This is a genomic window from Pseudomonas sp. 2995-3, from assembly GCF_002742565.1.
GTDB classification, from domain to species: Bacteria; Pseudomonadota; Gammaproteobacteria; order Pseudomonadales; family Pseudomonadaceae; genus Aquipseudomonas; species Aquipseudomonas edaphica.
In genome coordinates this window covers 120,479-147,376 of the sequence record NZ_LJSB01000194.1, presented here as the reverse complement: position 1 = coordinate 147,376, position 26,898 = coordinate 120,479, and the positions used below count along the sequence as shown (strand labels likewise).

Annotated in this window: 24 protein-coding genes and 1 pseudogene; 9 read left to right on the top strand and 16 right to left on the bottom strand. The window is 60.3% G+C overall.

All coding sequences use genetic code 11. The features are described 5' to 3' along the window. Nucleotides 1-167 precede the first annotated feature (167 nt). Complete coding sequence (locus tag AOA62_RS17625) at nucleotides 168-428, top strand: hypothetical protein (RefSeq protein WP_017138124.1); 261 nt, start codon at nucleotides 168-170, stop codon at nucleotides 426-428. Between the two features lie 67 nt (nucleotides 429-495). On the opposite strand, the gene AOA62_RS17620 is transcribed toward AOA62_RS17625, so the two are convergent. From AOA62_RS17620 to gnd, 3 genes are read right to left on the bottom strand one after another with little or no spacing between them, the layout of a single operon-like run. Beyond that, nucleotides 496-1,320: an HAD family hydrolase gene (locus tag AOA62_RS17620; RefSeq protein WP_099549302.1), complete on the bottom strand. Its 825-nt coding sequence runs from the start codon at nucleotides 1,318-1,320 to the stop codon at nucleotides 496-498. Then, nucleotides 1,317-2,840, bottom strand: a complete 1,524-nt coding sequence (gene zwf, locus AOA62_RS17615) for a glucose-6-phosphate dehydrogenase (protein ID WP_017138122.1) — start codon at nucleotides 2,838-2,840, stop codon at nucleotides 1,317-1,319. Before zwf ends, AOA62_RS17620 begins: the two co-directional genes overlap by 4 nt. Next, on the bottom strand, nucleotides 2,837-3,820 hold the full coding sequence (gnd, locus tag AOA62_RS17610) for a phosphogluconate dehydrogenase (NAD(+)-dependent, decarboxylating) (protein WP_017138121.1): 984 nt from the start codon (nucleotides 3,818-3,820) through the stop codon (nucleotides 2,837-2,839). The genes zwf and gnd overlap by 4 nt, the downstream gene beginning before the upstream one ends. 269 nt (nucleotides 3,821-4,089) lie before the next feature. Between gnd and AOA62_RS32040 the strand changes: the two genes are divergently transcribed. From AOA62_RS32040 to AOA62_RS17595, 4 genes are all read left to right on the top strand, one after another. Beyond that, the gene (locus tag AOA62_RS32040; protein ID WP_256349299.1) at nucleotides 4,090-4,266 is read left to right on the top strand and encodes a DUF6026 family protein; all 177 of its coding nucleotides are present in this window, start codon (nucleotides 4,090-4,092) and stop codon (nucleotides 4,264-4,266) included. Between the two features lie 152 nt (nucleotides 4,267-4,418). After that, the gene (locus tag AOA62_RS17605) at nucleotides 4,419-6,161 is read left to right on the top strand and encodes a phosphoethanolamine transferase CptA (RefSeq protein ID WP_099549301.1); all 1,743 of its coding nucleotides are present in this window, start codon (nucleotides 4,419-4,421) and stop codon (nucleotides 6,159-6,161) included. Nucleotides 6,162-6,289: 128 nt separating this feature from the next. Beyond that, nucleotides 6,290-8,527, top strand: coding sequence for a TonB-dependent siderophore receptor (locus AOA62_RS17600; RefSeq protein ID WP_099549300.1), 2,238 nt, complete (start codon nucleotides 6,290-6,292; stop codon nucleotides 8,525-8,527). A gap of 142 nt (nucleotides 8,528-8,669) precedes the next feature. Then, nucleotides 8,670-8,882, top strand: coding sequence for a hypothetical protein (locus AOA62_RS17595; protein ID WP_017138117.1), 213 nt, complete (start codon nucleotides 8,670-8,672; stop codon nucleotides 8,880-8,882). A 112-nt stretch (nucleotides 8,883-8,994) separates the two neighbouring features. Here the strand turns inward: AOA62_RS17595 and AOA62_RS17590 are convergent, their stop codons facing one another. From AOA62_RS17590 to AOA62_RS17575, 4 genes are all read right to left on the bottom strand, one after another. Next, nucleotides 8,995-9,486 carry a GNAT family N-acetyltransferase gene (locus AOA62_RS17590; protein WP_017138116.1) on the bottom strand — a complete coding sequence of 164 codons (492 nt, stop codon included), beginning with the start codon at nucleotides 9,484-9,486 and terminating at the stop codon, nucleotides 8,995-8,997. Nucleotides 9,487-9,643: 157 nt separating this feature from the next. After that, nucleotides 9,644-10,750 (bottom strand): cell division protein ZapE, encoded by a 1,107-nt coding sequence (zapE, locus tag AOA62_RS17585; protein ID WP_099549299.1) that lies wholly within the window; start codon nucleotides 10,748-10,750, stop codon nucleotides 9,644-9,646. Nucleotides 10,751-10,765: 15 nt separating this feature from the next. Next, nucleotides 10,766-11,101: a nuclear transport factor 2 family protein gene (locus AOA62_RS17580; protein ID WP_017138114.1), complete on the bottom strand. Its 336-nt coding sequence runs from the start codon at nucleotides 11,099-11,101 to the stop codon at nucleotides 10,766-10,768. A 51-nt stretch (nucleotides 11,102-11,152) separates the two neighbouring features. After that, nucleotides 11,153-11,869, bottom strand: a complete 717-nt coding sequence (locus AOA62_RS17575; RefSeq protein ID WP_099549298.1) for a YafY family protein — start codon at nucleotides 11,867-11,869, stop codon at nucleotides 11,153-11,155. Between the two features lie 92 nt (nucleotides 11,870-11,961). Between AOA62_RS17575 and AOA62_RS17570 the strand changes: the two are divergent. Continuing rightward, nucleotides 11,962-12,627 (top strand): annotated as a pseudogene (locus AOA62_RS17570) (aldo/keto reductase); the annotation flags it as partial. Nucleotides 12,628-12,883: 256 nt separating this feature from the next. Here the strand turns inward: AOA62_RS17570 and pepN are convergent. The 8 genes from pepN to AOA62_RS17530 all read right to left on the bottom strand — a co-directional run bounded on the left by pepN (nucleotide 12,884) and on the right by AOA62_RS17530 (nucleotide 21,381). Then, nucleotides 12,884-15,541, bottom strand: a complete 2,658-nt coding sequence (gene pepN, locus AOA62_RS17565) for an aminopeptidase N (protein ID WP_099549297.1) — start codon at nucleotides 15,539-15,541, stop codon at nucleotides 12,884-12,886. A gap of 14 nt (nucleotides 15,542-15,555) precedes the next feature. Then, a complete protein-coding gene (locus tag AOA62_RS17560; RefSeq protein ID WP_017138109.1) occupies nucleotides 15,556-16,386 on the bottom strand; it encodes a DUF2797 domain-containing protein in 831 nt (276 codons plus the stop codon). Beyond that, the gene (locus AOA62_RS17555) at nucleotides 16,383-16,643 is read right to left on the bottom strand and encodes a YeaC family protein (RefSeq protein WP_017138108.1); all 261 of its coding nucleotides are present in this window, start codon (nucleotides 16,641-16,643) and stop codon (nucleotides 16,383-16,385) included. Before AOA62_RS17555 ends, AOA62_RS17560 begins: the two co-directional genes overlap by 4 nt. Before the next feature lie 80 nt (nucleotides 16,644-16,723). Continuing rightward, entirely contained in the window at nucleotides 16,724-17,647 is a 924-nt protein-coding gene (locus AOA62_RS17550) for a lipopolysaccharide assembly protein LapB (RefSeq protein ID WP_099549296.1), read from the bottom strand. Continuing rightward, nucleotides 17,647-18,132: a hypothetical protein gene (locus tag AOA62_RS17545; protein WP_099549295.1), complete on the bottom strand. Its 486-nt coding sequence runs from the start codon at nucleotides 18,130-18,132 to the stop codon at nucleotides 17,647-17,649. The genes AOA62_RS17550 and AOA62_RS17545 overlap by 1 nt, the downstream gene beginning before the upstream one ends. After that, nucleotides 18,132-19,481 carry an ATP-binding protein gene (locus AOA62_RS17540; protein ID WP_099549294.1) on the bottom strand — a complete coding sequence of 450 codons (1,350 nt, stop codon included), beginning with the start codon at nucleotides 19,479-19,481 and terminating at the stop codon, nucleotides 18,132-18,134. Before AOA62_RS17540 ends, AOA62_RS17545 begins: the two co-directional genes overlap by 1 nt. A gap of 38 nt (nucleotides 19,482-19,519) precedes the next feature. Continuing rightward, nucleotides 19,520-20,491, bottom strand: a complete 972-nt coding sequence (locus AOA62_RS17535) for a metallophosphoesterase (protein WP_099549293.1) — start codon at nucleotides 20,489-20,491, stop codon at nucleotides 19,520-19,522. Next, nucleotides 20,491-21,381 carry an NAD(+) kinase gene (locus tag AOA62_RS17530; RefSeq protein WP_010210870.1) on the bottom strand — a complete coding sequence of 297 codons (891 nt, stop codon included), beginning with the start codon at nucleotides 21,379-21,381 and terminating at the stop codon, nucleotides 20,491-20,493. Before AOA62_RS17530 ends, AOA62_RS17535 begins: the two co-directional genes overlap by 1 nt. 144 nt (nucleotides 21,382-21,525) lie before the next feature. Here AOA62_RS17530 and AOA62_RS17525 point away from each other — a divergent pair, with 144 nt between their 5' ends. Next, complete coding sequence (locus AOA62_RS17525; protein WP_017138105.1) at nucleotides 21,526-22,473, top strand: DUF1853 family protein; 948 nt, start codon at nucleotides 21,526-21,528, stop codon at nucleotides 22,471-22,473. Here AOA62_RS17525 and AOA62_RS17520 read toward each other — a convergent pair. Continuing rightward, nucleotides 22,466-24,079, bottom strand: coding sequence for a PvdJ/PvdD/PvdP-like protein (locus AOA62_RS17520; protein WP_099549292.1), 1,614 nt, complete (start codon nucleotides 24,077-24,079; stop codon nucleotides 22,466-22,468). The genes AOA62_RS17525 and AOA62_RS17520 overlap by 8 nt on opposite strands. Nucleotides 24,080-24,221: 142 nt before the next feature. On the opposite strand from AOA62_RS17520, the gene pvdM reads away from it, so the two are divergent. Beyond that, nucleotides 24,222-25,571 (top strand): pyoverdine-tailoring dipeptidase-like protein PvdM, encoded by a 1,350-nt coding sequence (pvdM, locus tag AOA62_RS17515; RefSeq protein WP_099549291.1) that lies wholly within the window; start codon nucleotides 24,222-24,224, stop codon nucleotides 25,569-25,571. An 18-nt stretch (nucleotides 25,572-25,589) separates the two neighbouring features. After that, nucleotides 25,590-26,870, top strand: coding sequence for an aminotransferase class V-fold PLP-dependent enzyme (locus AOA62_RS17510; RefSeq protein ID WP_099549290.1), 1,281 nt, complete (start codon nucleotides 25,590-25,592; stop codon nucleotides 26,868-26,870). Nucleotides 26,871-26,898 lie beyond the last annotated feature (28 nt).

The following is a 26,898-nucleotide window of genomic DNA, read 5'->3' as shown; positions in this document are numbered from 1 at the left end:
GCGCTTTCAAAACAGCCGCTTACATGACGCCAATCACGAAAAGTTGAAATTTCTTGATCTAAGATGTGACCCGTACCCTGCCATCGTGCATCAGTACAAGTAACTCACCGTCTGGCTCGCCCAACCGACGGTACTTAAATGACTGGGCATTTAGAGAGAAGACCCACATGAACGCCCCGCTCCGCATCAACGAAGCTCTTTTGATCGCAGACCGTGCCTTCCAGCCCTTTCAGTGCGTGGCCTGGCACGATGGCAACGGCGCCCTCAGCCTGAGCGTCATCGACCGTACCAATACCCGCATCGGCAGCAAACAGCTGTCTTCGAGTACTTATACCGACCCGGCTCAGTTGGAAGAATTGTTGTTGCAGGCACGTGCCGAGCTCGACAAAAACGGCTACCAGTTACAGTCATGGGTTATGCAGAAGTAAGACGCGGCAGTAACTTCCGATCATTGCATAACAATGATCGGAAGTTGAGTATCACAACGTAAGCGGCTTATCGCGGTACGAGAATAAAGCGCTCGATCGCTTCAGCTGCGCCGTCCTCGACATTGCTGCCGGTCACAACACTGGCTTGGCGCTTGACCGTTTCTTCCGCCTGCCCCATCGCAATCGACAAACCCGCCACTGCAAACATCGCCGGGTCATTGCCGCCGTCGCCGATAGCTGCCGTTTGTTCCATGCGCACACCCAGGTGCGCGGCCAAGGTTTTCAAGGCCTCGCCCTTGTTGGCGAGCATGGCCGTAACATCCAGGTACACCGGCTGCGAGCGTGATACCTGCGCCAGGCCCTGCACCTTGGGCTGCAACTGCGCTTCCAGCTCCACCAATAACTGCGTGTTGTTGCTGGCAGCAACGATCTTGTCGACCCGGTCCAGGTACGGCTCAAAACTCTCCACCACCACCGGCCCGTAGCCCAAGCCATCGGCTTCACGCTGCATCATCGGCCCAGGCGGATCACGGCGCAGCCAATCGCCGTCAGCGAACACCCAGACTTCCACATCCGGTTCGGCCGAAAACAGCGCCAGTGTCACCAACGCCGCCTCTGCCGGCAGATGATGGGCAACCAGGATGCTGCCATCCGGGTTGATCAACGTGCCGCCATTAAAACCCGCGACCGGCACATCAATACCGAACGTTTCGATAAGGTGCAGCATGGCCTTGGGCGGCCGCCCACTGGCCAGGCTGAAAAATACCCCCGCGTCACGCAACGCGCGGACAGTATCGGCAGTGCGCTGGCTAAGGCTATGGTCAGGATGCAACAAGGTCCCGTCTACATCACTGAGCACCAACTGGATGGGATGAATCGCTGCATCACTCATCCCAGGCTATGCCAGGTGCGACCATCGCGGGCCAGCAACTCGTCGGCGGCCGCGGGGCCGTCTTCTCCGGCCTTGTAAGCCTGAATCGCGTCATCCTGCTTCCAGGCATCCAGGAACGGCTGCACCGCACGCCAGCCATTTTCGATGTTGTCGGCGCGCTGGAACAAGGTCTGGTCGCCGGTCATGCAGTCGTAGATCAGGGTTTCATACCCGGTCGACGGCTGCATTTCGAAGAAGTCCTTGTAGTCGAAACCCAACTCGATATTGGCCATTTCCAGGGCCGGCCCGGGTTTTTTGGCCAACAGGTCGAACCACATACCTTCGTTTGGCTGGATCTGGATTTTAAGGTAGGTGGGCTTAAGCTCATCCACATCCGTGTCGCGGAACTGCGCATACGGCGCGTGCTTGAAGCAGATCACGATTTCGGTGTCACGGATGCTCATGCGCTTGCCAGTACGCAGGTAGAACGGCACGCCGACCCAACGCCAGTTGTCGATCATCACCTTGAGGGCGACAAACGTCTCAGTGCTGCTATCAGGCGCAACGTTGGCTTCTTCACGATAACCGGGCAACGACTTGCCGCCGATTTCGCCAGCGCTGTATTGGCCGCGTACCGAGTTGGCGCGCGCATCTTCCAACGACCACGGGCGGATCGCACCCACTACCTTGGCCTTTTCACCGCGCACCGCATCAGCGCCAAACGCCGCCGGCGGCTCCATGGCGACCATCGCCAGGAGCTGGAACAGGTGGTTGGGGACCATGTCGCGCAGGGTGCCGGTTTTCTCGAAGAAGTTACCCCGCGTTTCGACGCCCACGGTTTCCGCCGCAGTGATTTGCACGTGGTCGATGTAATGGTTGTTCCAGAACGCTTCGAACAGCACGTTGGAGAAACGGCTGATCAGGATGTTCTGCACCGTCTCCTTGCCCAGGTAATGGTCGATGCGATAGATCTGCTTCTCGCTCATCACCTTGAGCAGGCACGCGTTCAGCGCTTCGGCGGTGGCAAGGTCCGACCCGAAGGGTTTTTCGATCACCACACGACGGAAACCATCATCGGTTTCGTTGAGCAAGCCGGCACTGCCCAGGCGCTGCGCCACTTCACCGAAGAAGCGCGGTGCAGTCGCCAGGTAGAACACCGCGTTACCGGTGCCGCTGTCGGCGATCTTCTTGCCGATGTCGGCGTAGGTGCTGTCGTCGAGGAAATCGCCCTCGACGTAGCTGATGCCTTTGGCCAACTGCGCCCACAACGCGGGGTCCAGGGCGTTTTCGGCATTGCCCCGGACTTTGCTCGCGGCCTCGGTGCGAATGAAGTCCTCGAGTTTCTTGGCGAAGTCGGCGTCACTGATGGCGTTGTGATCAACGCCGACAATGCGCAGGCCGTCGCCCAGCAACCCGTCGCGACTCAGGTTGTACAGCGCCGGCATGAGCAGGCGCTTGACCAGGTCGCCATGGGCGCCAAACAGAAACAAGGTAGTGGGTGGAGCGGGTTCGGCCTTGGGTTTCTTGCCGTTAGCGGTCATTTTTTGGAAGTCTCCACATGGCCACCAAAGCCGAAGCGCATGGCAGACAGCATTTTGTCACCGTAGGTGCTCTGCTGACGGGAACGGAAACGGGCGAACAACGAGGTGGACAGCACCGGTACCGGCACGGCTTGCTCCATGGCGGCTTCGATGGTCCAGCGGCCTTCGCCACTGTCGGCCACGGAACCGGAGTAGCCATCGAGTTTCGGGTCGGTGGCCAATGCGTCGGCGGTCAGGTCCAGCAACCAGGACGAGACCACGCTGCCACGGCGCCAGACTTCGGCGATATCGGCAACATTGAGGTCGAAGCGCTCGTGCTCCGGCAGGTTCTCCGAGTTTTTGGTCTTGAGGATGTCGAAGCCTTCAGCAAAGGCCTGCATCATCCCGTACTCGATGCCGTTGTGGATCATCTTCACGAAGTGCCCGGAACCGGCTGGGCCTGCATGGATGTAACCGTGTTCGGCACGGCTGTCGGCAGAGGCCGAACGGTCCTTGGTGCGCGGGATGCTGCCCAGGCCCGGTGCCAGGCTGGCGAAAATCGGGTCGAGGCGCTGCACGGTCTCGACGTCGCCGCCGATCATCATGCAGTAACCGCGCTCCAGGCCCCAGACGCCGCCGGAGGTGCCGACGTCAACGTAATGCAGGCCTTTTTCCGACAAGGCCTTGGCTCGGCGAATGTCATCTTTGTACATGGTGTTGCCGCCATCGATGATCACGTCACCGTCTTCGAGCAACTCACTGAGCGTATTAATGGTGTCTTCGGTGGGCGCGCCTGCCGGCAACATCACCCACACAGCGCGCGGCTTTTGCAGCCCGGCTACCAGGGCCTTCAGGTCGGCGACGCCGGTGGCGCCCTCCTCGCTCAAGCCTTTGACGAATGCTTCGTTACGGTCGTAAACAACGGTGGTATGCCCATTGAGCATCAGGCGCCGCGCAATGTTACCGCCCATGCGGCCTAGTCCGATAATCCCCAGTTGCATGTGCTGATGCTCCTAACTACTAAATAAATGTGTGACATAGTTTATAGCGCAATGAGGCTAATGAGGGTTAGTCCAGAGCGGATCGGTGTAGTTTCATGACAAAAAAACGCCATCGTTTCAGCATCACCGCTGAAAAAGTCACAGCGACCACCAAAAATAAAAAAGTTCCATTGCCCCGAAAAAGAATTCAGAATTGCTTCCGACTGTTGCCAGAACCTCGATTGACGCGTTCCGGCACCGCGATCTACCGGCTATTTGCGAGGTAAGCAATGAGCACAGCACAGATGACCCGACCGCCACAGACCCTCTACGTGAGCGTGCGTCGCGATGAATTGCGCCAATTAAAAGAAGAACGCGATCAACTGCAGCAGGAGGTTCTGCGTCTGCGCGCACACCTTCAAGCACAGGTCAATCAGGCATCCGGCACCCAGCCTGCGCTTTGCTGAACCTGAGCTGAACAAAGCCTTCAGAAATAACTCACGAAGTTTTCACATCCTCCTCCCGATACTCCCGCCGAATAGGGCCACGCACACGCGGCGGCCCACTGTCGCGTGCATTCCTGCGCAGCGACTGAGCAATTATCGGGTTGGAGTACTGGATGGCGATGTTCAAACGCAGCACCAAGTCTGCGAAAGGCTTTGATTGGGCCGGTCTTGGCTGGTTGTTCCTGTTTTTCTGGTATTTCTCGGGTATTACCCAACTCCTGATCCAGCTGACCGGCACCTCCGGTTTCAGTGGTTTTCGCCAAGCCTTCTTCCTGAGCGCGTTCTGGCTCGCGCCGATGCTGCTGTTCCCAAAGCGCACGCGCTTGCTCGCGGCCTTGATCGGCGTGGTGCTGTGGGCGTGCTCGATGGCCAGCCTGGGTTATTTCTTCATTTACCAGCAGGAATTCTCGCAAAGCGTCATCTTCATCATGTTCGAGTCGAACATCTCTGAAGCCGGCGAATACGCGACCCAGTACTTCGCCTGGTGGATCGTGCTGGCATTCATCGCCCATACCGCAGTAGCCGTATTCCTGTGGACCCGCCTGCGCCCGGTTTACCTGCCGCGTGGCCAGGCGCTGCTGGCAGCCACCGCCATTGTGCTGGCCGTGATCGGTTACCCGCTGGTCAAGCAGATTGCAACCAACCCGACCATGGAACTGGCCATCGACGGTTTCGAAAGCCGCGTCGAACCGGCCGTGCCATGGCAGATGATCGTTGCCTACCGCCGCTACACCGAACAGCTCAACAGCATGCAGGGCATGCTCACCAGCGCCAGCAAGATCCCGCCCTTGAAGAACCTCAAGGACACCATGGCCGACCAGCCGTCGACCCTGGTGCTGGTAATCGGCGAATCCACCAACCGTCAGCGCATGAGCCTCTATGGCTACCCGCGCAACACCACGCCGGAACTGGACAAGCTGCGCGACCAATTGGCGGTGTTCGACAACGTCATTACTCCGCGGCCCTACACCATCGAAGCACTGCAGCAGGTGCTGACGTTTGCCGACGAAGAGAACCCGGACCTGTACCTGAAGACGCCCTCGATCGTCAGCGTGATGAAACAGGCCGGCTACAAGACCTACTGGATCACCAACCAGCAGACCATGACCAAGCGCAACACCATGCTCACCACCTTTTCCGAGCAGGCTGACGAGCAGGTGTACCTCAACAACAACCGCAACCAGAACGCCCGCCAATACGACGGCGACGTGCTGGCACCGTTCGCCAAGGCCCTGGCCGACCCCGCCGAGCGCAAGTTCATCGTGGTGCACCTGCTGGGCACTCACATGAGCTACCAGTACCGTTACCCGCCAACCTTCGACAAGTTCACCGATCGCCAGGGCGTACCGGCCGGCATCAGCGATGATCAGTTGCCGACCTACAACAGCTACGACAATGCGGTGCTGTACAACGATTTCGTGGTGTCGAGCCTGATCAAGGATTACGCCAAGACCGACCCGAACGGCTTCCTGCTGTACCTCTCGGACCACGGCGAAGATGTGTTCGACTCGGCCGGCCACAGTACCCTGGGCCGTAACGAAGGCAAACCGACGGCGCCGATGTACACCATCCCGTTCATGGCCTACGCCTCGCCGAAATGGCGCGAAACCCATGACTGGAGCTTTGCCAGCGATTTGCAGCGGCCTTACAGCAGCTCGCAGTTGATCCACACCTGGGCCGACCTGGCCGGGCTGAGCTTCGATGAATGGGACCGCAGCAAGAGCCTGGTGAACGACAGCTTCAAGCCACGCCCGTTGCTGATTGGTGACCCTTACATCGGCCAGAAAAAGGGTTTGATTGATTTCAGTCTGATCAAACCGAAGAAGTCAGACGCCTCCGAAGTGGTTGCTAAATAGCGTGAGCCTTGCAACAGAAAGATAACAATCATTCTCGTTTAAGCCTAAAGTTCCGCGCGCCCTTTCGTCTTTGAGCCAAGGCCTTCTCTTACTGAGAAGGCCGCAAAGACGACAAGGAGTCTGCCGCGATGTTCGCGCCCTTTACCCGTTCCATGACCCTCACCCTTGGCCTGTTCAGCGTCGCGCTGAGCCCGGACCTGCTGGCTGAAACCGACCCCGAGCCTGCCCCGCCACGCGCCCTTGAGCTGGGTGCCACCAGCATCACCGCCGAAGGCCTGGGCGCGACCACCGAACACACCGAGGCCTACACCACCGGTTCGATGAACACCGCCACCAAGCTGAACCTGTCGATCAAGGAAACCCCGCAATCGGTTTCGGTGATCACCCGTCAGCAGATGGATGACTTCAACCTCAATACCCTGACTGACGTGCTGCGCCAGACCACAGGCATAACGGTGCAACACCTGGACTCGGATCGGGTCGGCTACTCTTCCCGCGGCTACTCGATCAGCAACTACCAGGTCGACGGCATGCTCAGCACCTACGGGCGCATGAAGCCGGATGCCGACACCATCATCTACGACCGCATCGAGGTGGTGCGCGGTGCCACCGGACTGACTACCGGCGCGGGTGACCCCTCGGCCACGGTCAACATGATCCGCAAGCGCCCGACCGCAGACTGGCAAGCCAGGGCCGGCGTCAGCGGCGCCAGCCATGACAACTACTACAACTACGTTGATGTGGGCGGCCCCCTGGCGTTTGATGGGCGACTGCGTGGACGCACGGTACTTGCCTATCGCGACAGCCAGTCCTATCGCGACAATTACGCCATGCAACGGGAGGTCGGCTACGGCATCCTCGAAGGCGACCTGACCGACGACACGGTGGTCGCCGTAGGCTTGGACTATCAGAACAAACATGTGCAAGGCACCTCTTGGGGCACCCTGCCCTACTGGAACAGCGATGGCAGCAAGGCGCGACTGTCACGCTCGGCCAACATGGCTGCCGACTGGAGTTCCTGGCCACTCAAAGACAAGACCACCTTCGCCTCTATCGACCATAAACTGTCCGCTGACTGGCGCCTCAAGGCGGCCTACACCCATCGCCAGAGTGATACTGATGGCAAGGTGTACTACGGCGGCGCCGGCTACCCCAACCCGGATGGCAGCGGCATGAACGCCTGGACCAACCAGATGGTCGGTACATCGAAAATGGACGTGGTGGACTTCAACCTTGCCGGGACCTATTCATTGTTTGGCCGTGAACATGAGCTGATGGCAGGTTATGGCGAATCCGAGCAGCGAGACTCATCGCCGTTTCAGCGTTACAGCACACCCGAAGGTTATGAAGACATTCAGGACTGGCGGCACATGGGCGGTATCCCCAAGTTCCCCGACCGCACCACCGGCCTCAAAGGCGAACACAGCAGCAAAAAACAGAAAGCCGGTTACCTGGCAACGCGCCTGAGCCTCACCGACCAACTGCACGCTGTACTCGGCGGCCGCTATGGCAGTTGGGAAATCGAAAGCGTCTTGCCGCAGTACAACGACAATAACCAACTGACTCAATCGAGCAAAACTCGCCAGACCCACAACGATATGTGGACGCCGTATGCGGGGCTGCTCTACGACATCACCCCCGAGTACACCGTGTATGCCAGCTACACCGATATCTTCAACCCTCAGGATGAGCGCGATTCCAGCAAGAAGTACCTGGAGCCGGTGGTGGGCAGCAACTACGAAGTCGGGCTCAAGGGCAGCCTGCTCAATGAGCGCCTGAACCTGGCCACCGCGTACTTTTGGAGCACCCAGGATAACGTCGCCGAACTCGATAACAGCGCACCGCCGGATCCCGTCACGCGCGAGCAGTTCTACAAGTCGGGCGGCAAAGGCAACAAGGTCCAGGGCTTTGAGGTGGAAGCATCGGGCGAGGTCATGCCGGACTGGAACCTGACAGCCGGCTACACCTACACCCACTCGGTCAATGGTGATAAACAGCGCAACAACACCGACCAGCCACTCAACCTGTTGAAACTATCGACGGCCTATCGCCTGCCGGGCCAATGGCGCGGGTTGACCGTAGGTGGCGCGGTTAACTGGCAGAGCGATTTCTACAAATTTGCCCCACGCCCTACCGGTGGCCGGGACAGTGACGGCCGGCTGATCACCGAAAGCACCAAGATCACCCAGCAGGCCTACACCGTGGTCAACCTGATGTCGCGCTATCAATTCGACGAACACGTTTCGGCGTCAGTTAACGTCAACAATCTATTTGATAAAAAATATTACGAACGCGTCGGTTTTTATAATGGCGTATATTGGGGAGACCCACGCTCCATCACACTGGCACTGGATTGGCGGCTATAAACTGCATCCCCAAAGTTAACAAAAACGTTAACTTCGGGGCCGTTCCATGTTAATTCCCACTTAATAAGACAGCCCCATAGTCGCTCCATGAATCGGATCACGGAGCGATCGAACACCACTCACTCTTAATGGGAATACTGCCATGAAACTTTCGACCTTGATGCTTGCCGGCCTGATGAGCCTGACCTCCGTAGCCGCCTTCGCAGAGGGCGGTTCAGAGCGCTCGAAGGAGTTTTACAACAACTTCGCCTTCACCCAGCAGCAAATTCACGGCACCACGGACAAAACAGCACTGGCCGACGGCAAGTCTGTAAAGCCCGAACAAAACAGCGCTGAACAACAGCCTAACAGCTGATTTAATCTTTAGTTAATCTGCATGCCCCTATGCCAATCCGCTCCTTTGGCAAAGGTTAATTTGGCGCCATTTAATGGCGCCTTTTTTATGTTGCCTATATTAAGCGCAGTGATTAAAGCGGTTTGCTCCAGAACAGCATACGGCCGTGGGCGGGGTCAAATATCGAATCATCAAAACCAAACTTGCGATAGGCCGCTTGCGCCACGTCATTGCCTTCGAGCACTTCCAGGGTGATCTTGCAGCAACCGCGCTGGCGGGCAATTTCCTCGACCTTGAGCAGCATTTTCTGGCTAAGCCCCAGGCCACGAAACTGATTCATCACCACCACATCGTGCACGTTGATCAGCGGGCGGCAGGCAAACGTCGAAAAACCTTCAAAGCAATTGATCAGACCCGCCGGCTCCCCGCCGACAAACGCCAGTACGCTGAACGCGTGGGGGCGCTTGGCCAGTTCGGCTGGCAGTTGCTGCAACAGATCGGCCGGCAAGGTGTGACCGCCACCCATCGGGTCTTCAGCGTAATGGTTAAGCACCAGGCCAATGGCTTCGGCATGCACGGGGTTGGTGTAGCTGGCTTGCAGCACCAGGATGTCTGGGGTGTCCATTTCCTTCCTCAATCACGACAACAAGGGAATCGGTTCCCTTTGAGGAGACAATTGTAAGCGGGGAGCCCGTCGCAGATGAAGGAGATTAGCTACAAATACCTGACGGAAATGACGAAGGTTGCGCCCACCAACAAGCACCACTGGCCTGGGATTTGTCCTAGGCGCCGAACCGCTGCAGTTGCATCTCTTGCAAACGACTCAAGGTGCGCCGGAACGCAAACTCCAGATAACCCTCGGTGTAAAGACTTGCCAACGGCACCTGGGCCTCGATAAACAGTGGCACCTTGCGGTCGTAGCACTCATCCACCAGCGCGATGAAGCGCCGCACACTGTCATCGTGTACCGACAATTCAGGCAACTCACGGTCACCGGCCATTACTCGCTGAACACCATCTTCGGTGCCACGGGCAATCCGTCCCGGACGTTTTTGTGCGCTCAGGTTGGGCACTTCACCCAGCAGGATCGCCTTGTAGCGATCGCACAGCAGCATAAAGTCCATCGCTGCCAAGGGTTGCTCGCACAAATCGGCGTACCGGCACCAGAGCACCGTGTCGCTGGACTGCACCGCCACTATCGAACGGTACCCGACGCTGACCACGCCGCTGCCGGTCACCCGGCCTTCGCTTAACTGTTTGAACAGTGTGGCGAGCGCTTGTGGCTGATTGACCCAATAGCGCTGCAGCCCCACACCTGGATGCAAACGGTGATCTTCACCACCGTCCACTGCCACCACGTGCATATGTTGCTTGAGCGCCTCAATACCCGGCAAGAATCGCTCGCGGTTGAAACCGCCTGCGTACAGCTCGTCCGGTGGTTGGTTGGAGGTGCAGACCATGACCACGCCCTCCTCGAACATCACCTGGAACAGCCGGCCGAGAATGATCGCATCACCGATGTCGCTGACGAACAGTTCGTCGAAACACAACACGCGCACGTCCTGGCTGAGTTCGCGCGCCAAAGCCTGCAAGGGGTCATGGATGCCACTGAGCTGGAAAGATCGCTGATGCACCCAGCCCATGAAGTGATGAAAATGCTGGCGCCGCGCAGGTACACGCAAGCTGTGATAGAACTGGTCCATCAGCCAGGTCTTGCCCCGGCCCACTGGCCCCCATAGGTAAACCCCGGGAATCGGCGAGCGGCCGTGGTGCAAGGCCTCAAAGCAGGTTTGCAGGGCTTGCACCGCCCGGCACTGGGCGTCGTCGGGCACGAAGCCTTGCTGGGCGATGGCGTACTGGTAGGCGGCAAGCGGCGAGTTGAAAGTCATGCGTGCCAGTATGACTTACAGCGAGATATCCAGCCGTGAAATCTTGCCCTGCTCGTTCAGGCGGAAGGTATACCGCAGCTCCAAAGGGCTACCGGGGAAATTGCCGGAGACCCTGTTGCTGACCAATACCTTACCGGTGCGATGCTGCACGTTGATCACTTCAACACGAGGCTGATAGCGACGCCCGGTGTCTTCAACCCAGCGGGCAATGGCTGTCGGACCAACTTGATGATCGCCTTCATCGAATACGTTGGCATCATCGGCAAAGCACTGGGCAATCGCTGAGGTGTCGCCGGTATTGGTCGCGGTTATGTAGGCTGCAATGGCGGGGGCTAACGCTGGAAAAGACATGGCACAGCTCCTTTTTAGTGATTTATGGCGCCATGCTAAGCCAGCCCTGTGTCAGTTTTTGTCAGGAGTGAACGGTCCTGAATCATTGTGTTCCATCAACTTGCGCCAGCCGCGCAGCAGGTCGCTGCGCCGGCCAGGGTAACGCTCACCTCGGGCGTCAGCTGCGGCCACCCGGTCGGTGCGAAACGTACGGTAAGCGCCACGCAACTCGCACCAGGCCACGATCACACGGACCTCATTGAGAAACCCCAATGCCAACGGCCAGATCAACCGCTGGCTCTGGGTTTGGCTGGCGTCTGCGTAATCGATATGCAGCTTGGCCTGGTTGCGAATCGCCTCACGAAACACATTCAGCGGTACGCGATTTTCCGGGTAGCCAAACCCCGGCGGCCCCGACAGCAGCGTGGGGTTACGCAAGGCTTCCTGCGCAACCGGGTCGAGCACATCGGCAATTTTTGCCAAGGCATTAGCCGCCGCACGACTGAGCACGTCGTCGCCGCGCTGGTCCACATAGCGTAACCCCAGCACGATGGCTTCAGTTTCCTCGGCGTTGAGCATCAATGGCGGCAAAAACAGCCCGCTGCGCAACACATAACCCACCCCCGCCTCACCAAAAATCGGCGCGCCGAGTGCCGTCAGCTCAGCGATATCGCGGTACAGCGTGCGCTCGGAGACTTCCAACTGCGCAGCCAGTACGGCCGCGGTCACCGGGCGCTTCTTGCCCCGCAGGGCCTGCAACAAGGTGAGTAAACGAGTGGTACGCGACACTTGGACCCCGCCGAAAAAGGAAAAAGTGCCGCAGCTTAGCAGAGCGCCCTGTCCGAAAATGTCAGCAGCAAAAAAGACCCTTGACCGAATAAATTACAAAACTCGGCAACAACCGCAAGAACATGGTGCGGGCGGTCGAAGAAAGCCTCAAACGCTTGAACACCGATCACATCGACCTGCTCTGGGCGCACATGAGCGACAACGTCACGCCGATGGAAGAGATACTGCGCAGCTTCGATGTCTTGGTTCGCGCCGGCAAGATCCACTATGCCGGCCTGGCGCATCGCCCGCGCCGACCTGTTGGCCGAAGTGCGCAATTTCGCGCCGATTATTGGGGTGCAGGTGAAATACAGCCTGGTCGAACGCAGCGCCGAACGTGAAGTGCTGCCGATGGCCGAGGCTCTGGGCCTGGCCGCCACGCTGTGGTCGCCGTTGGGCGGTGGCTTCCTTACCGGCAAATACCGTGAAAGCCTGGACCACAATCGCGCCAACAAACTGGGTATGTTGATCCACTCCGAACAAAGCGCGCGCGAAACGGCCGTGCTCGATACCTTGCTGGCGATTGCCAGCGAATTGGAGGAAAGCCCCACGCACAATTGGATGCCACGTTAGGCGCGCTCAAGGTGCAGCTGTCGAACGAGCAAGTGGCCCGCCTGGACACTGCCGGCGCAATTCCATTGGGCGTTCCCCACGGGATTATCTCGGAGCGCTTCGCGCTCGACCACGGCGCAGACACACCGCGCCCACCGGTTATTTGAGACGAAAAAAAACGGCCTGTTCAGGCTAATGCCAGCCAGTTAAGCGCTAGAACTGACAACCAGTAACCTGTGGCGAGGGAGCTTGCTCCCGCTGGGCCGGGCTGGCGCTCCAGCGCGAAGCGGCCCCTGCTCTTTGCTTTAAAAGCATGGGACTGCTACGCCGTCCAACGGGAGCAAGCTCCCTCGCCACAATTACCGGCTATGTCTTAATTGACTGGCATTAGCCTGTTCAGGCCGTTTTTTTTATGCGCGCGGTTTACGCAAGGCTCTTGCTGACCACCTCGAATACATCGCTCGACAGCTCGCCGGAGGCACGAATGCGCTCAAGTTCCGCCTTCATCAGCGCTTGACGGGCGCTGTCGTATTTACGCCAGCGGGTCAACGGCGCCAACTGGCGCGAAGCAATCTGTGGGTTGAAGCCATTGAGCTGGATCACCAGGTCCGCCAGGAAGCGATAACCCGAGCCGTCTGCAGCATGGAAGTTGATCAGGTTCTGCCCGGCAAATGCACCCACCAGTGCGCGCACCTTGTTCGGGTTCTTGATGTTGAACGCCGAGTGCTCCATCAACGCCTTGACCCGCGCCAAACCACCCGGCAACGTGCTGCCCGCCTGCACGCTGAACCACTGGTCCATCACCAACGGGTTGTCCTTGAAGTTCTCGGCAAACCCCGCCAACGCCTGGGCTTTTTCCGCTTCGAACGGCGAGTTCACCAGCACCGCCAATGCCGTGAGACGCTCGGTCATGTTATCGCTGGTGTCGAACTGGTCCAGCGTTGCGGCCAACACTTCAGGCTTGCCGCTGAGCATCAGGTACGACAGCGCGATGTTCTGCAAGGCGCGCCGCGCGAAGTGCTCGGCCGCCGCCACATAAGGCGTCTGCTTGGACAGCTCGCGATTGGCCTGGTAACGCAGCCACAGCGCTTCGAACAGGTTGTCAGCCAGTTGCTTGCGGGCGTACTCACGGGCGGCGTGGATGGCCTCCACATCCGCCACTTCGCTGATTTCCGTGAGGTAGGCCTCGCTTGGCAGCGAGAGCATTTCGGCGACCATGGCCTGGTCCAGGCTTTCATCGCTGAGCACCGTGCGCAGTGCGTCGATCAAACGCTGGTCCAACTTCAAGGCCTGGCCTTGCTGATGCTGGGCGATCAGCTCCTGCAACACCTGCACCGACAATTGCTGGCCGGCATCCCAGCGGTTGAAGCCATCGCTGTCGTGCTGCATCAGGAACATCAGTTGGTCGCGGTTGTACGGGAAGCTCAGTTTCACCGGCGCCGAGAAGCCGCGCAGCAGCGAAGGCAACGGCTTTTCTGCGATGTCGACGAAGGTGAAGGTCTGCTCCGCTTGCGTCACCGAAATCACCCGCGACGTGCCGCCAGCCGCTGCTTCACCCGCCAGGCGCAAGGCGATAGCGGCGCCCTGCCCGTCCAGCAGGCCCAATTCCACCGGAATCACGAACGGCAGTTTCTCAACCTTGTCCGGCGTTTGCGGGCAGCTTTGACGGAACGTCAGGCTGTAGGTTTTGGCTGCGGCATCAAACGACTCGCTTACCGCCAGACGCGGCGTACCGGCCTGGCTGTACCAGCGCTTGAACTGGCTGAGGTCGGCGCCGTTGGCGTCTTCCATGGCCTTGATAAAGTCATCACAGGTCACGGCCTGGCCGTCATGGCGCTCGAAGTACAGGTCGCTGCCTTTACGGAAGCCTTCAGCGCCGAGCAAGGTGTGGATCATGCCGACCACTTCCGAGCCCTTTTCGTACACGGTCAGGGTGTAGAAGTTGGAGATCTCGATAAAGCTGTCCGGGCGTACCGCGTGGGCCATCGGGCCGGCGTCTTCAGCAAACTGATGGGTGCGCAGGTACGCCACATCCTGAATACGCTTGACCGTGGCCGAGTTCATGTCGGCGGAGAAGCCCGAGTCACGGAACACGGTGAAGCCTTCCTTGAGCGACAGCTGAAACCAGTCACGGCAGGTCACGCGGTTGCCCGACCAGTTGTGAAAGTATTCGTGGGCAACAATCGCTTCGACGCGCTGGTGCGCAGCGTCGGTGGCGGTTTCGGCGCGGGCCAGCACGGCGCTGGAGTTGAAAATATTGAGGCCCTTGTTCTCCATGGCGCCCATGTTGAAGTCATTCACGGCCACGATCATGAAGATGTCGAGGTCGTACTCGCGACCGTAGGTTTCTTCGTCCCAGCGCATGGATTTTTTCAGGCTGGTCATGGCGTGCTGGCACTTGTCGATGTTTTCCGGCTCGACATAGATGCGCAGCGCCACTTCACGATTGGTCATGGTGGTGAAAGTGTCTTCAACGCACCACAAGTCACCGGCCACCAATGCAAACAGGTAGGCAGGTTTCTTGAACGGGTCTTCCCAGGTCGCCCAATGACGGCCGTCTTCGCCGGGGCCACTGGCAATCGGATTGCCGTTGGAGAGCAGCACCGGGTAGCTGTGTTGTTCGGCGATCACCGTGGTGGTGAAGGTGCTCATCACGTCCGGGCGGTCGAGGTAGTAAGTGATCTTGCGGAAACCTTCGGCCTCGCACTGGGTGCAGAACATGCCGCTGGATTTGTACAGGCCTTCCAGGGCAGTGTTGGTTTCCGGGTGGATACGCACGCTGGTGTCGACCGTGAAGGTTTCGCAGGTCGGGTGCAGGGTCAGGTGGCTGTCGGTCAACTGGTAGTCGGCCTCGGTCAGTTCCTTGTCACCCAGGTTGACGGTCAACAGCTCCAACTGCTGGCCATCGAGCACCAGCGGCGGCAAGCCGGTGCCGCGCTCGGGGTTGCGGCGCATCACCAGCTGCGCATGGACCAGGCTATGGTCCTCGAACAACTCGAAGGTCAGGTGCGTTTCTTCGATCAGGTAATCCGGCGCCTGATAGTCCTTCAGGTAAATCATCTTCGGTTGTTCGGTGCGCATGGATAGCATCCTTTTTACTGATGCACGGCGAGCTGGTAGGCCGTGTACTTACGAATGTTGATAACGCCGGTGTCGAAGATCAGGTACTGGCCCTTGATCCCCAGCAACGTGCCTTCGGCAATCGGGTTCTTGTCCAGGTTGAAGCTGACGATCTTGGCCGGGTATTGCTCGACCGGGTAACGAATTTCGATCGGCTCGATGTCGGTTACCGGTTGGATGGCCTGCAAGCCAAAGCGTTCCTGCAACCCCAGCAGGCCGTCGGCGCAGGTGGCGAACAGCTCATCGCGTACCTGCTTGAGATCCACCGATTGCGCATCGCCCTTGAGTAAAGCACGCCAGTTGGTTTTATCGGCCACTTGGCTGCGAAACAGGTCTTCAACGAAACCGGATTGCTGACGGGTCGCCACGCGCATGATCGGCAGCGCCTGGCTGGCGCCCTGGTCGAGCCAGCGGGTCGGCAACTGGGTGGCACGGGTGATGCCGACCTTGATGCCCGACGAGTTGGCCAGGTACACCACGTGGTCGGTCATGCAGAATTGTTCGCCCCAGCCCGGATCACGGCAGGTGCCGGCGTCGTAATGGCAACGCTCGGGGCTCATGATGCACAGGTCACACTGGGCCAGTTTGGTCATGCACGGGTAGCAGTAACCCTGGCTGAAACTGGTCTTGGTCTTGCGGCCGCAATGGCTGCAATGGATGGCACCGAGATACTCCAGGCGCACGTGGCTACCGATCAACGGGTTGACCGGCACCTCGGTGTCGCCCAGGCGAAACGCGTATTGAACGGTCGGCTCACCGAGTTGCGCCGACATTTTGCTGACTGCACCGCGACCAATTTCAATCAATGGATCGCATCCGACTTGAACAGAATGTTCGGCACCGGCGCCGACTTGGACGCGCATTCCTGCGGGCCCATGTAGCCGGTACGCTGCTCTTCGGGCAGGTTCTGGATTTCCCAGGCGATCACCGCTTGCAGCGACAGCTCGCGCTGCTCCGCAGTGAGCTTGCGGCCATCGGACCACTTGCCGATTTCCACGGCCAGCTTGAGGCTCTCGTAGATGTCCGGGGTGATGTTTTCGATCATTTCAGCAAAAGACGACATGTACACAACCTCTTGATAACGGTCGCTGGTTCGGCGAATACCGTGATTGACAATTGAACGCAGGGCTCGACACCGACGCGTCAGAATTCCTTGGACAGCTTGACCTGGACCAGCTCCTTTTCCAGCAAGCGCCGGAAGATCTGCGGCGCCGCGAAGGTATAGGCGGCAAACGCCAGCCACACCCAGTCAATCATCTGCGCCACTTGCGGGTAACCCTGGGCCGTCAGGGTGATGACCACCACACGGTAGGCCACGAACATAAACAGCAGTAGGACAATGGCGCGAGTGGCGCTGCGCTCGTTCATCCAGCTATTGAAGCGCCACCAAGCGCCCAAAAACAAATTACTGCGGGCTTTTACTGCCGTCAGCAGGTGCAGCGCCGCGACATTCGTGGCATTTTCCTGCAAAGCCCAGATCGCATTCTCGCGGGCGCCCTTGACGTCGCCCTCGCGCAGCAGCAAATGCCCCAGCACCACCACCGCGCCGGCATTGCCCGGATCGGCCTGCAACGCTTGACGCGCAAACTGATGCGCCTGATCCCAATGGCCACTGGCGCGATGGAACTGCGCCATGGCGACCAAGTTGGAAGCGTCATCGGGGGCCAGCTCCAGGGCTTTTTCCAGCGGCTCGCGGCTCTGCGCCAGGCGGCCGGTCAATTGATACAGCTCGGCCAGGCAGCGGTAATTGATGGGGTTGAGCGGTTCCATATCCAGTAACTGGGTCAAATGTTCTTGGGCCAGGCTGAACTTGCGCAAGGCCATCGCCACCTGGGCGGCCGCGTAGTGAGCCAACGGCAACTGCGCATCCGACGCCAGGGCGAGCTGCACTTCACGCTTGGCCGCATGCACGCGGCGCATGTTCATCAAACAGATCGCCAGCAGCGCATGGGCTTCGCCGGAGTGCGGGTCGCTGGCCAGCAGTTGGCGCAACGCATCAATGGCACCGTCATTGTGGTCAGCCTGCAGGCGCTGATAAGCCAGTTGCAACAGGTAGTCGGTATTCATCAGCTCACCACCAGATACCAAAGGGTGCTGGGCACCCATTTGACGACCATGCCTTTAAGAACAAAGCCACCGATCAACGCCAATGGGAGACCAAAACGGCTGAGGACACCGCCGTAGTATTGGTAAATCTCGATGGTCGCGTTTTGCTGCATATACAACAGGTAACCAATGCTCAATTTCCACACCACCAATACCAGCAAGGCATATTGGACCCCGGCCTGGGACTGGATATAGCCAAAGCCCACCAGTTGCAGCAGCCCGAACCCAATGACCACGCTGCCCACCAGCGCCACGCCGGCCAACACCCACTCGCGCACCCGCGTCGGGCTGCCCACGGCAATCGAGTTGAACACAAACCAGGGCAAGCCGAGCCAGGCGCCACCCAGCATCAAGCCCAACAAGGGCCACAGCGGTGACACCGCCCATTTGGCCAAGGCGCCCGGGCGCGGCTCATCTTCAATGCGGTACCCACCGTACTGCGCCATCAGCGACCCTTCCCGTGTTTGTCGAGGAAGGCCAGCACCTCGTCGTATTGATTGCCTTCATTGGCGTATCGCGCGTAGTTACGCGCGGTGGTCAACCACTCCAGGGTGGTCGCACGTACGTCTTTCAACGCGGCCTTGAAATGCCGGTCGCAGATCAACTGTTCGGTACCACTCTCGATCGAGGCTTCAATCGCCTCATCGGCAGCGGTTTCCACCAACTCGCTGAGGTCCGCGCCTGAGAAACCCGAGGTGTTCTTGGCCAGGAAGGCAAAGTCGATGTCATCGGCCATGGGCCGGCCTTTCATCATCGCCTTGAGCATGCTTTCGCGCGCAGGACGATCCGGCGGCGGCACGAACAGCACGCGGTCAAAGCGCCCAGGGCGACGGAAGGCCGAGTCCACCGACCATGGCACGTTGGTCGCGGCAAGGATCAACACCCCGTGGTTGTCATTGGTAAACCCGTCCATCTCGGACAGGAACTGGCTAACCAACTTTGAGGAGGTCGATTCACGGGTATTCGAACGTTTGCCGCCCAACGCCTCGACTTCATCGAAGAACATCACCGCAGGCGCCTGGGCCCGTGCCTGTTCGAACAACGCGTGCAACTTGCGCTCGGACTCACCGATATACATGTCCAGCACATCAGAAATCGCCACATTGAAAAACGTCGCCTTGCACTCCCCGGCCGTCGCGCGGGCTAACAGGGTCTTGCCACACCCTGGCGGGCCGTACAGCAGCACGCCGCCGCCGACCTTCTTGCGAAAACGCTGGAATAGCCCAGGTTTTTGATACGGCAGGATGATCTTTTTGTGGATAGTCTTTTTCAGCTCGTCCAGGCCACCGATATCGTCAAAAGTCAGGGTTTCCTTTTCCGGCACCAGCAGGCGCACCACTTCGCTCTTGTCGGTGTCGTCGTTGGAAATCACGCGCAGGCGCGGGCGCCCTTCGGCCGCAGGAAAATCCAGCACCGACACATTCAACCGACGCCACAGCGCCATGTCTTCCAGCGCCGGGTTGGCATCGACTGCCGCGCGGTATTCCACCTGGGCTTCCTTGAGGCGTTCCAGCGACGCCAGCACGCGGGCCTTGAGCAGGCGTGCGGCAGGGTCGTTGCCCTCTATCAGTTGCAAGGCACGTGGTGCCTGGCCGGCGGCAAGACACAGCTGCGCGGCGGCCAGCTTAAGGGCTGCGGCGTTGGGCCATTGTTCAAGGTCGGCCGGCAGCAGGTCAAGCCCGCGCTCAAGCTCGCCGCGCTCAAGGCTGGCGCCGACCAGCATCGTCAGCAGCGCGACATTGCCGGGCGCCGCAGACAGCGCGGCTTTCAGCTGGTCGAACGTCGAATCATCCATGGTGCTTCCTTAAAAGTTCAGTGGCGGTACACACAGGATCATGTGATCACCTCAGGCCGCTCAACGTCGACCCATACAAATTTACGCGGATCCAGGCGGGTTTCCTGGTCCAGTCGGTACGCCACCAGCTTGCCGTAAAGCACCGCGCTGTAGTCCAGGCAGGCCAGGTTGTCGCGGATCGGCGCCGGCTTGCCGCTGCGCCAGTAATGGCCGACGAACAACAACGGTTCGTCGACGCCATAACGCAGCAGGGAATTTTTTTCCGTAGACGAAAGCGGCGTTCGCGCCACCGGTTCCGGCAGTGCATCGGGCTGGAACACGATGTCGCCGTAGGTTTTGGGGTCGTCTTCCCAGAATTTGGTGCGGAAAAATGAGCGCGTCAGGCCATCGCCACCGGTCAGCGTCAGGCCGTCCGGCAGGCGCATGTCGGTGCCGCGCAGCAGGCGGTCGAAGGCGTTGCAGGCAAAGCTGCCCGGCACGGCGGCGGCCTGCAAAAAGTGCTGGTCGATGCAGCCATCCGGGAAGGTGGCGCGCAGCGGCTGGATAAAGCCTTCGTCCCAACACGCATGCACCACGCGAAACCGCCCGGCGTCGACAAACAGCGGCATGTCGTAGAACCAGCCGAGGAAGTCGTGCCAGTCGGCCGGGTGGTGCTCGAACTGGGTCAGAGTTTCGTGGATCAACCGCGCATGGCGTGGGTTGTGCTCGCGCACGAACTGCTTGCCACTGCCCGGCGGCGCCGGCGTGCTCCAGCCCAGCGCGTTGAACTCGTGGTTGCCCATGATGCACAGCGCCTGGCCGGCCTCGGTCATATCGTGGACGATATGCAGCGCCTCGCGGATGCGTGGCCCACGGTCGATGATATCGCCGAGGAACACCGCCATACGCGTCGGATGGCGCCAGGTTCCAGCCTGTTTATGGTAGCCCAGCCGGTCGAGCAAGTGCTCAAGGGTATGAGCGCAACCGTGCACGTCACCAATCAGGTCGTAGCTACGCGCGGGATCGAGCATCAGTCGCCTCCACCCCCCAAGCGGCTGCCCCAGCCCAGCTTGGTGCGGCACACTTCGTAGTAGTTGTGGTCCAGCGGGTGGATCAACCGCAACTTCTGTGCCTTTTTGCTCACGGTGATGGTGTCACCGGGGGCGCAGGTGAAATGGTTCTGCCCGTCGCAGGAGACTTGCGGGTAGATCTGCATGTCTTTGGACACCACGATTTTCAGCTCACTGTTGCCATCAACCACAATTGGCCGACTGGACAACATATGGGGGTACATCGGCACGATCACAATGGCATCGAGTTTGGGGTGCATGATCGGACCGCCAGCCGACAGTGCGTACGCGGTAGAACCGGTCGGCGTGGCGACGATCAGGCCGTCAGCCTTTTGGCTGCACACGAACTGGCCGTCGATATACAGCTCGAACTCGATCATGCGCGTGGATTTGCCAGGGTGCAGCACCACATCGTTGAGCGCATCCCCCTGGCCGATGGCCTCACCGTGGCGGCGTACTTCGGCTTGCAGCAGGAAGCGGTTTTCCACCAGGTAATGGCCGTCGAGCACCTTGGCCACTTCGACTTCGAGGTCATCCGGGCGGATATCCGTGAGGAACCCCAAACTGCCACGGTTGATCCCCAGCACCGGCACGTTGTGCCGCGCCAGTGCACGGGCGGCACCCAGCAGGCTGCCGTCGCCGCCGACCACAATAACCATGTCACAGACTTCGCCGAGCATCTTGCGCGACGAGGTTTGCAGGCCGTGGCCGGGCAGGATTTCGGCGATGGTGTCTTCGAGGATCACATGCAGGTGGCGTTCCAGCAGGAATTTTTTCAGCCGGCGGACGGTGTCCAGCACCTGGGTACTGCCCAGGCGACCGATAATGCCGATATTGCGAAATTGCTCCATGGGGCTCCTGCGGGATTTGGGGTCTGGCAAAAAGAACGATTATGGGCGAAAGGCCGCGTCAGGCAAAACCCTTTGTCGCCGCAGGGCCTTGATGACAATGGTTCTCAGCCACCCTTAACGGCTCTAAAAGGCTATGCTCGGACCATGACTGTGTTCCCCGACCTGCTCAACCTGCCCCGCCAATTGCGCCACCCCGAGGTGCGCGACCTGGCGTGGGTGGTGCTCGCCCCGCCGATGCTTGCGCAAACGCCCTGGCCGCAGCGCCATCCACTGGCCGGCAGCGACTGGGTGCAGGCGCCGCACCGGCTCGAACAGTGGTTACGCACCCTCGACCAGGACAGCAGCGCCTTGCAGCATTGGCTAAGCCTGTCGCGCACGCGGCGCCTGGGCCTGTACTACGAGCGCCTGTGGCAATTCGCGGTGCAACATGCGCCGGGGGTGGAGTTACTGGCCGCCAACCTGCCGATCCGCCGCGCCGGGCATACGCTGGGCGAGCTGGATATGCTGGTGCGCGACCGCGATGGCGTGCACCACCTGGAACTGGCGATCAAACTGTATCTGGGGCCGCAGGACGGCAACGGCCAGGACCCCGCGCAATGGCTCGGCCCCGGCTGTCATGACCGGCTGGACCGCAAGCTCGCGCACCTGGCCCAGCATCAACTACCGATTTCGGCCCGCCCGGAAAGCCGCGAAGCCCTGGCGGCGCTGGATATTGCGCAGTTCGATGCACATTTGTGGCTGGGCGGGTATTTGCTCTATCCGTGGCCCGGCACCGCCGAATCCCCGCTGGGCGTTGAACCACAGCACCTGCGCGGGCGCTGGCTGCATCAGCGTGATTGGCGCGACTTCGTCAGCCAGAGCCCGCCGGGGCGCTGGCAACCCCTGCCTCGGCACGCCTGGCTGGCGCCGGCGCATTACTCGGAGGATCAGGTGTGGCGTGCTGACCAGATGCAAGCCTGGCTGGCAGACCTCGACCCGATGGCACCGGCCCAATTACTGGTGCGGCTGGTTCAGCAAGGCGCAGATTGGGAAGAAGCCGAACGTTTGTTCCTTGTTGCAGACCTGTGGCCAAACGTCCCGGGCATTACTTGAGTTTCAAGTGGCGCGCATACCAGGGCCGTTTCGGCACGCGCTTGAACAAGGCCTGCAATCCGTCTTCTTCGGCGAAAGTGATGCGCAGCGCCAGCTTCATGGTCTCCGGGTCCATCTCCATCGACCGCCCCATCTGCAGCCCCGGCGTGGTGCTGCAACCGTGGGTGTCCGGCCCCAGCCATGGGTCAGCGACTTCCACCCAGCGGCCTTGGGCAAACCACTTGACCCCGTTGACCTCCAGCCGGCTGACCTCGCCTGGATTGAACCGCTCATGGGCGCGAAACCAGTCCTCGATGCGATCATCGATCCAGCCGTGAAAGTGCCAGAACACCGGGTTTACGTGCGATGAGAACGGGTCGCCCAGGAAGTCGTTCTGCGGCGCGTACCAACGCGCGGCAAAGTCCGCCGGGTCACGGGCGAACGGCACCGGCGCGCCGTTGGACGGGTCACGGGGCACCGAGGCCCAACGCATGTGCAGCCAGTCGTGCAGGCCCAGCTCCATCTCCGAACCTAACTGGCCCAAGGTCAGTTTGGCCAGGTAACGCGGGTCACGGTACTGCGACTCCCACACCTGGAAGTTGCTGTGGTAGGTCTCGGCCGCCTTGATATCGCTGACCCATTGGGTGTAGTCGCTGTCATCAGGTGCTGACCAACAGGGTGGCAGCGCAAAGCCGTCGTGGTTATCGAAATAACGCAAAAACCCCAGGCGATCGCGTTCCAGCGCCGGTTGGGGTTCAGGGAATTGCGGCCAGGAAGGCAGGTCTTGCATGGAGCGCGCAGTGCCAAGCATATGCCGGTGCATGAAAAAGAAGTCGATACCCGAACCGTTGCGGTCTTTGCGTTTGCCGCGCGCGTCGCGCTCCTGGCCGCGTGGCCCGGGTTGCCAACCGATACCGCGCAGGGCATCGCGTTTTTCCTCGGACAGCTTGTGCCACTGGTCACGGGTGGCGTGCCAGAGCTGGTGGAACAGCCGGTGCTCAGGCGCGATCAGCCAGGCCAGCAAGGTCGGGTTAAGGCCGATACGCTGGCGCGCCTCGGGGAACAGTTGCTTGTGGGCGATAAAGCGGTTGTCGCACTCGGTCAGGGCCAGGGGGCGCTCAAGGTCGAGAACCTGCCCGCTCAGCGTGCTGCTGCCGGCATTGGCGAAGTCGGCCCAGACTTCGTCGAGGGTCATCTTGAACTCATAGGCCGGTGCGCCATCCGCGGCGTCGCGGTCGATCAGGCGCCAGTAGAGCACGGCGCCCTCGCCCGTCAGCAGATCACCGAGCACGCGGTAACGCGGCTCGCCCTCGGCACGCAGGTTTGCAGCGGTGTCCAGATAGCCACGCAAGCCACGGCCGCGCGGGGCGATGTCGAGCAACAGCTCCAGGCCTTGCAGCGGCAAGCCTTTAAGGCCCGCATCGCGGCCCTCCAGGCGCAGGCTCCACACACCGCGCAGGGTATTGGCCAGGTGTTGGCCGGCGGTGTCGGCCAGGTCCACCGTGGCCTCGCCCGGCGTGATCGGGAATTCTTCACGCGTCAGCTCGCGGTGGGCATAAAGGGCCGCTGGCACGGCAGCGCCGGTCAGCGCCAGGCCGGCGATGAAGCCACGTCGAGAGAGGGTCATTGTCTACCTTAGGAAACAGCTTGATCAGAGCTAGAACGTTGACGGCCGCGAGAAATTTACCGGCCCAGCGCCCGCGCCTAAATTTCCCCGGCCATGGCTCGTTCTTCCCTGATAGCAAAGGCCTCAACTGACTGAGATGGCAATGACAAAATCACGTTCGAAAAAGGCGCTGTATATCGGCCTGCCGCTGGCACTGGCCATCGGCGCCGGGGTCGGTTTCCTGGCCTGGGATCACTGGTTCAAAGGCAATGCCGGCTACCCGCTGGAGGTGATCAAGCAGGCCAACGAAATGCAGGACCGCTTGTTGTCGTTCGACAGCCATATCACCGTGCCCATGGATTTCGGCACCGCCGGCAACGAAGCCGACAAGGATGGCAGCGGCCAGTTTGACCTCGCCAAGGCGGCACGCGGGCGCTTGTCGGGCGCGGCCCTGACGATTTTCGGCTGGCCGGAAATCTGGAACGGCCCCAACGCGCCGCACAAACCCACCGACGGTTTTGTCGAGGAGGCCCGTCACGAGCAGGAGGTGCGCTACAAGATCATCTCCGGCATGGTGCGCGACTTCCCCAACCAGGTCGGCATCGCCTACACCCCGGACGATATGCGGCGCCTGCATGGCGAGGGCAAGTTTGCGATCTTTATCAGCATGCTCAACGCCTACCCGCTGGGCGACGACCTCAACCAGCTGGACCTGTGGGCGGCACGCGGCATGCGCATGTTCGGCTTCAGCTATATCGGCAACAACGCCTGGTCCGACTCGTCACGCCCGCTGCCGTTTTTCAATGACACCACCGACGCGCTTGAAGGGCTGTCACCCATCGGCCAACAAGCCGTGCACCGCCTCAACGACCTGGGCGTGATCATCGATGTGTCGCAGATGTCGACCAAGGCGCTGGAGCAAGTCGCGCAATTGAGCCGTACCCCCATGATTGCCTCGCATTCGGCGCCGCGTGCCTCGGTGGATATCCCGCGCAACCTCAGCGACAAAGAACTGCAACTGATCAAAAACAGCGGTGGCGTGGTGCAGGTGGTGGGCTTCCCGGCCTATTTGCGCCCATTGAGCCAACCCACTCAGGACAAGCTCAACACTTTGCGTGCGCGCTTTGATTTGCCGCCGCTGCCCAACCTGGCCATGGCCTTGATGCCCGGTGACGCCATCATCGCCGCCTGGCCCGAGCAGAAGTTCGGCCAGTACGCCCAAGGGCTGTACGCCATTCTTGAGGAAGAACCCAAGGCCACCCTCAAGGACTGGGGCGATGCCATTGACTACACCGTGCGCAAGATCGGCATCGACCACGTCGGCATCGCCTCGGACTTCAACGACGGCGGCGGCATCCAGGGCTGGGAGAACGTCGGCGAAGTGCGCAATGTCACCGCCGAACTGATCCAGCGCGGCTACTCCGAGGCCGACATCGCCAAGCTGTGGGGAGGCAACTTCCTGCGGGTGTGGGACCAGGTACAAAAAGCCGCCAAGCCGTTGGCCAACCGCTAATTACTCAGAAGCCAGTCCATGACCGACCGCCGTACATTCCTCAAGCAGGCTGGCGTACTCGCCGCCAGCCTGCCATTGGGCAGCACATTGCTCGCGCACGCCCAGGCAGCCACCCAGTCGCCTGCCACAAACGACCCATGGACGGGTTTCAAACAGCTGTTCACCCAAGACCCGGACTACCTGCACTTTTCCAACTTCCTGGTCACCTCCCACCCACGCCCCGTGCGCGAAGCCATTGAGCGCTACCGCCAGCAGATCGACCGCAACCCCGGCCTGGCCATGGACTGGGGCCTGGAAGAAACCTGGAAACGTGAAGGCCAGGTGCGCGAATGGGCCGGTCGTTACCTGAACGCCAAGCCGGCGCAGATCGCCCTCACCGGCAGCACGTCGGAAGGCCTGGCGATGATCTACGGCGGGATCAAGCTGCGCCCCGACCAAGAGATTCTCACCACCGAACACGAACACTACGCCACCCAGAACGTGCTGGATTTTCGCGTCGCCCGCCAAGGCACGCAGGTGCGGCGCATCCGCTTGTTCGAGCGCGCCAGCCAGGTCTCCAGTGACGAAGTGCTGGGCAACATCAAGCGCGCCATTCGCCCCACTACCCGCGTGCTGGGCATGACCTGGGTGCAGTCCGGCAGTGGCGTGAAGCTGCCGATCGGCGAAATCGGCAAGCTGGTGGAGGAACTCAATCGCAACCGCGACGACAACGACCGCATCCTGTATGTGGTCGATGGCGTACATGGTTTTGGCGTGGAGAACCTCGACTTCCCGGCCATGCACTGCGACTTCTTTATCGCCGGCACGCATAAATGGATGTTCGGCCCACGCGGCACCGGGCTGGTCTGCGCCCGCGACGCCGAAAACAAATACGTCACACCCATGGTGCCGACCTTCTCCGAAGACACCAACTTTGCCACCACCATGACGCCCGGCGGCTACCACGCCTTTGAGCATCGCTGGGCGGCGGATGAAGCGTTCAAGCTGCACCTGCAACTGGGCAAGGCACAGGTTGAGGCGCGCATCCACATACTCAACAGCGAACTCAAAACCCAGTTGCTGGCGTATCCGCAGATCGAGTTGGTGACACCGCGCAGCACCGACCTGTCGGCAGGTTTTACGTTCTTCCGCATCAAGGGTCAGGACAGCGAAGCCGTGGTCGCCCACATGATGAAAAACCGCGTGGTGATCGACGCCGTCGACCGTGATGTCGGCCCGGTAATCCGTACCTCCCCCGGCCTGCTCAACAGCTCCGACGAAATCCAGCAGTTTACGGCCCTGCTGAGCCAACGCCTGTGATGCGCCCTTTTTTCCTTTGAACGAGATG